At 70.3% G+C, this 4,274-nt stretch carries 4 protein-coding genes; 2 read left to right on the top strand and 2 right to left on the bottom strand.

The genetic code is table 11. From position 1 onward, the window contains the following. Together AAG801_RS40725 and asd are read right to left on the bottom strand one after the other, a co-directional pair. Positions 1-1,647: sensor domain-containing diguanylate cyclase (locus AAG801_RS40725; protein ID WP_341893565.1), on the bottom strand; the 1,647-nt coding region annotated here is incomplete at its 3' end. Between the two features lie 91 nt (positions 1,648-1,738). After that, positions 1,739-2,605, bottom strand: coding sequence for an archaetidylserine decarboxylase (gene asd, locus AAG801_RS40720; RefSeq protein WP_341893564.1), 867 nt, complete (start codon positions 2,603-2,605; stop codon positions 1,739-1,741). Between the two features lie 172 nt (positions 2,606-2,777). On the opposite strand from asd, the gene AAG801_RS40715 reads away from it, so the two are divergent. Both AAG801_RS40715 and AAG801_RS40710 read left to right on the top strand, forming a co-directional pair. Next, entirely contained in the window at positions 2,778-3,269 is a 492-nt protein-coding gene (locus AAG801_RS40715; protein WP_341893563.1) for a Cache 3/Cache 2 fusion domain-containing protein, read from the top strand. Positions 3,270-3,321: 52 nt separating this feature from the next. After that, positions 3,322-4,274 (top strand): MCP four helix bundle domain-containing protein (locus AAG801_RS40710; RefSeq protein ID WP_341893562.1); only part of this gene is annotated, 953 nt, incomplete at its 3' end.

Raw genomic sequence — 4,274 nt, 5'->3', positions numbered from 1 at the left:
GCCGACGATCGTCCAGTGCGCACTGTCGACCTTGGGCTGCCAGTGCAGGGCCAGCTGCTCGTGCAGCAGCGCGTGGCGCAAGCCTTCCTCGACGGCGACGCGGCGGCGGCTGTGTTCGCCCATCTGCGGCGAGTACATCGCGTGGCGGCCCCGGCCGTCCTCCTTGGCGGCGTACAGCGCGGTGTCGGCCTGCACCAGCAGGTCGTCGACGCCGACCTCGCCCGGGCCATACAAGGCCACGCCGACGCTGGCGCCGACACGCAGGTGCCGGCCCTGCACGTCGATCGGGTCCTGCAGTGCGTCGATCAGGCGCTGCGCGAGGATCGAAGCCTCGGCGGCGTCACCGGAGTGCGTCATCAGCACGGCGAACTCGTCGCCGCCCAGGCGCGCCACCATGTCGCCGGCACGCAGGCTGTCGCGTAGCCGCTGCGACACGCACTTGAGCAGCTCGTCGCCGGCGCTGTGGCCAAGGCTGTCGTTGACGATCTTGAAGTGGTCGAGGTCGACCATCAGCAAGGCGCCCGGCTGGGACTGACGCAGCGCGCTGGCCAGCGCGTCGCGCAGCATGAAGCGATTGGCAAGGCCGGTCAGCGAGTCGGTGTGGGCGAGCTGGCGCAGCTGCTGCTCGCTGGCCACCTTGTCGCTGATGTCGGCGATCACGCCGCGCCAGCCGAGCGTGCGGCCCTCCTCGTCGAGCAGCCGCTTGCCGTTGAAGGCGAGGTGACGCACGCCTTCGCCGTGGCGCACCGCCAGGCGCTGTTCGCGGAACGGGTGGCCGGCGTCGAGCGCCCGCTGCAGTTCCTCGAGTCCGGCAACGGCGCGGCGCTCGAGCAGCACGGCCAGGCTGCGCGAGCGGACGTCTTCCTCGGTCACGCCGAGCAGCGCAGCCAGGCGCGGCGAGAGGTGGTTGAGGTGGCCGCCGGCGCCGGTCTCCCACAGCGCCTCGTCGGCGTGCTGCTCGAAGTCCTGCAGCAGCACCGCGATCATGCGTTCCTGGCGCAGCGCCGCGTTCTGCGAGCGCAGCAGCGCGGTGGACTTGCGCCAGCCCGACAGCGAACCGATCACCACCATCGGCGAGTACAGGCACAGCAGCACCGCCACCGGGCCAAAGGCCAGTTCGCCGGTGCGCGCGAGCGCTCCCAGGCCGGCGACGGTGTAGATCGCCGCATAGGCGATCGCCGCATACGGCAGCGGGCTGAGCATGAAAGTGCCGGCGCCGAGCATGCCGGTCAGCAGCGCGGCGATCAGCGTCTGCTGCGTCGGCGCGGCGTCCGGGAACCAGATCAGCGGCATCACCGCCCACGTGGCGGCCAGCAGGGCGGCGTGACGCGTGGCGCGATGCATGGCTCGCGGCGAGGCGCCGTCCAGGACGCGGTGGCGATTGCGATACCAATTGGTGGTGGCCGCGACGGCCAGTGCCAGCAAGGCGGCGAACCACAGCAGCAGGCCACGCGGCAATGCCTCGCGGAAGGCCCACAGCGCCATCAGGCTGCTGCCGACGTTGGCGGCCATCGCGTACGGCGTGAGCCGCAGGACGGCGGTCAGCTGGGCGCCGCGCATCTGGACCGACTCGCGATCGAGACCGCCGTAGAGGCCGGCGATGCCGGACCTCAGGTCGGGGAGATCGAGTCGGGAGGGCGGCGGCATGCGGAAGGACGTCGCGGCAGGCCGCGACGAGGAGAGGTTCGTCCTTATCGGCAGCCGACGGCCCTTCTTGAGCCGCGCCGAGGCTGTGCGCTCAGGCCGCGGCCAGCCCCTTGGCCTCGCCCAGGCGGAGCGCCCGGCCGGGCGACCACTCGGGGTTGAAGCGCAGCGTGTCCTTCGGGAACAGCAGCACCACCGTCGAGCCGAGCAGGAAGCGGCCCATCTCGGCGCCACGCGCGAGCGTCACCTCGCCCTGGCCACGCTCGGGGTAACTCCATTCGCGCAGCGTGCCGGGGCGCGGCGGGTTGACGACACCGTGCCACACGGTGGCCATGCTGCCGACGATGGTCGCGCCGACCAGCGTCAGCACGAAGGGCCCGTGCTTCGATGCGAACACGCAGACCACGCGCTCGTTGCGCGCGAACAGGCCGGGTACGCCGCGCGCCGTGGTCGGGTTGACCGAGAACAGCGCACCGGGCACGTGGATCATGCGTTCGAGGCGGCCCTCGCAGGGCATGTGGATGCGGTGGTAGTCGCGCGGGCTCAGGTACAGCGTGGCGAAGCTGCCGCCCTCGAAGCGCGCGGCCAGCGCGGCATCGCCGCCAACCAGCGTGGTGGTCGTGTAGTCGTGGCCCTTGGCCTGGAAGATCCGGTCACGGTCTATCGCGCCGAACTGGCTGATGGCGCCGTCGACCGGGCACAGCCAGGGTGCATCGGCGAGCGGCCGCGCCCCAGGTTTGAGCGCGCGCGTGAAAAAGTCATTGAAGGTCGGGTAGTGCGCGATGTCCGGGTCGGCCGCCTCGTCCATGTTCACCCCGTAGCGCGCCACGAAGCGGCGGATCGCCGCCGTGGTCAGTTCGCCGGCAGGGTGCGAGGCCACGGCGCCGGCGAAGGCGGTCAGCGCCTGCTTGGGCAGCAGGTACTGCGGCAGGACGGCAAGTCGGTCGGCGAGGCGGCTCATGAGGGCCCGGATTCTATCGGCGGGCTCCGGCCGGCCCGGAACAGGCACCACATTGCGCCGCTGTTCGCCCTGACATTCCTCAAGCCGCTTCGGAGAATGCCGATAGCCGTCTGAGGCAGGCGCGGATAAGCCGCGTTCTGGTCGTCATCAACGCCTTCGCAAGGAATCCATCATGCAGTTCCATCACGTCGTCACCGCCGCCGTCCTCGCCATCGGTGCCGTCACCGGCGCCCACGCCTACGACCCGAAGGCGACCATCGCTGACCTCGACGCGCGCCTGGCCAAGATCGGCGCGCCCAAGCTCGACGGCACCGACAAGGTGGCCGACAAGGACGTGCCGGCGCTGTACTTCGGCGAGCGCAAGATCAACAACAACTACGACGTGGTCGACGCGGTGCGCAAGGCACACAGCGCCACCGCGACGGTGTTCGTCAAGCAGGGCGACGAGTTCGTTCGCGTCAGCACCAACGTGCTCACGCCCGAAGGCAAGCGCGGCGTCGGCACGCAACTGGCGCGCAACGCGGCCTACGAGGCGGTGTCCAAGGGCCAGCAGTACTGCGGCCCGATCGACGTGCTCGGCACGGCTTTCGACGCCTGCTACAACCCGATCAAGGACGGCGGCGGCAAGATCATCGGCGCGAGCTACATCGGCCACAAGAAGTGATTCGTCGCGGACGGCACTGGCTCCGCCTGACACCTCTTCCTGGGACAAGAACATGAAGATCCATTCCCGCCTGGGTTCGGCCATTGCGCGCATGCGCGTGGGCCAGCAGCTCTTCGTGGCCTTCTTCGCCGTGCTCGCGCTGGCCGCCGCGATGGGCACCACTGCGATCGTCGGCCTGCACCGTGTCGACACACAGGCCGTGGCGCTGAACGACAAGTGGCTGCAGGGCGTGGGCCACCTCGCCGCGATGCGTACGGCGCTGGTCGAGTCGCGCGACTTCGAGATCAAGCACAGCCGCGCGACCGACCGCAGCTACCACGCCGAGTACGAGGAGAAGCTGGGCGCCACGGCCAAGGCAGCCGCGGCGGCGCTGGCGGCCTACGATCCGCTGCTGAGCAGCGACGTCGAGCGCGAGAGCTTCGCCAAGCTGACCAAGGGCTGGAAGGCGTACGAGGACGCGCAGAAGAAGGTCGTGGCGCTGGGCCGCGACAAGAAGCAGCAGGATGCGGCCGACATCAGCGACGGCCTGGGCAGCATGTCCTTCGACGAGACGGTCTCGGCGCTGGATGCGCTGAACAAGTTCAACTTCGAGGGCGCGCAGCAGGCGGCCGAGCATGTCGACAGCGTCTACGAGAATGTGCGCGCGCTGGTCGCCGCGCTGCTGGGGAGCACGCTGCTGATCGGCATCGTGCTGTCGTGGATGATCACGCGGCGGCTGATCGCCCAGCTCGGCGGCGAGCCGCGGGTGGCCGCCGAGGTCGCGCGTGCCGTGGCCGAGGGTGACCTCAGCACGACGATCCAGGTCAAGCCGGGCGACACCGACAGCCTGATGGCGCGGCTGGCGACCATGCAGCGCGGCCTCGCGCAGGCCGTGTCCTCGGTGCGCCAGGGCTCGGAGAACGTGGCCATCTCGAGCGCGCAGATCGCCCAGGGCAACCAGGACCTGTCCAGCCGCACCGAGCACCAGGCCAGCGCGCTGCAGCAGACCGCGGCGACGATGGATGA

Source organism: Variovorax sp. YR752, assembly GCF_943372545.1.
The sequence above is the reverse complement of the archived record's forward strand: the minus strand, read 5'-3'. Positions and strand labels throughout refer to the sequence as shown.

What these genes read in the sequence shown, in the direction of transcription:
- asd (WP_341893564.1), bottom strand. Translation starts at nt 2,605, where the DNA reads ATGAGCCGCCTCGCCGACCGACTTGCCGTCCTGCCGCAGTACCTGCTG.
- AAG801_RS40715 (WP_341893563.1), top strand. Translation starts at nt 2,778, where the DNA reads ATGCAGTTCCATCACGTCGTCACCGCCGCCGTCCTCGCCATCGGTGCC.